Source organism: Streptomyces sp. NPDC050263, assembly GCF_040655955.1.
Lineage (GTDB): Bacteria > Actinomycetota > Actinomycetes > Streptomycetales > Streptomycetaceae > Streptomyces.
In genome coordinates, this window is the sequence record NZ_JBFAKW010000318.1 from 1 (window position 1) to 1084 (window position 1084).

Here is a 1084-nt window from a genome sequence, read left to right on the forward strand (position 1 = left end):
GCCCCGCTAACGGGCGCTCGAACCGAGGAAAGCGGCGATCTTGCTCGGGTTGAACACCCACATCACCTTGTAGACGCCTTCCGCCGAGGCGGCGATCGTCATGAACGTGACGGGCTCGCCGTTCCGGTGGATCAGCACGCCGGTACGGCCGTTGGCGTGGACCGGCCTGGGGTCCGCCTCCGGCCAGAACCGGGGAAAGGCGGTCGACAGGTTGGCCACGCGCGCCCGCCCCAGCACCGGGATGCGGGCGGCGCCCCGCATGCCGTTGCCGTCGGACAGACTGACGGCGTCGGGGGTGAGCAGGGCTTCCAGCGAAGCCACGTCCCCCGTTCGAGCCGCTGAGACGAACGCGTTGAGAAGGCGCCGGTGCTCCGTGGTGTCCACGGTCTCGCGGTGCTCGTCCCCCAGGTGCTTACGCGCCCGGCTGACGATCTTCCGCACGTTGACCTGGCTGAGCCGGAGGATCGCGGCGATCTCGGGGTAGCCGTAGTCGAACGCCTCCCGCAGGACGTAGGCGGCGCGCTCGGTCGGGCTCAGTCTCTCCAGCACCAGCAGCAGGGCCATCTCCAGCGCTTCCGCGCGCTGCGCGCCCACCTCCGGGTCCGAACTGGTGTCGACGGGCTCGGGCAGCCACGGTCCGATGTACGTCTCCCGGCGCACGCGCGCCGACTGAGCGACGTTGATGGCCAGGCGGGTCGTCGCGCTGGAGAGGAAGGCGACCGGGTTGATCACCACCGAGCGGTCGGTCTTCTGCCAGCGCAGCCACACCTCCTGGACCACGTCCTCGGCCTCCACGGCGCTGCCGAGCACGCGGTAGGCGATGCCGAAGAGACGTTTCCGCTGCTGCACGAAGACAGAGACCGCCTCTTCGAGGTCGCTGGTCGTGGGGGACGGTGCCTGATGCATGGTCGTGGGGTCGCTCAAAGGCATGGCTGCTCCAATCGCATCTGCCTCATAGACCGGGCGCGCCCCGATCCTGTGACAGGACGGAGCAGCGGATCCGGAGACAGCCGTCGGAGGAGCCCGACCCACCGAGGCATACGGTGATTTCGCGCCCGTCGAGCACTGACACGTTGTTGCTCAG

At 69.1% G+C, this 1084-nt stretch carries 1 protein-coding gene; it reads right to left on the bottom strand.

What is annotated here, in order from left to right:
* Positions 1 to 6 precede the first annotated feature (6 nt).
* Positions 7 to 906, bottom strand: a complete 900-nt coding sequence (locus AB0J04_RS46260) for an RNA polymerase sigma-70 factor (protein ID WP_363174754.1) — start codon at positions 904 to 906, stop codon at positions 7 to 9.
* Between the last annotated feature and the right edge of the window lie 178 nt (positions 907 to 1084).

Bases quoted from the DNA above. Each gene is read 5' to 3' on its own strand.
- AB0J04_RS46260 (WP_363174754.1), bottom strand. From the start codon at position 906: ATGCATCAGGCACCGTCCCCCACGACCAGCGACCTCGAAGAGGCGGTC.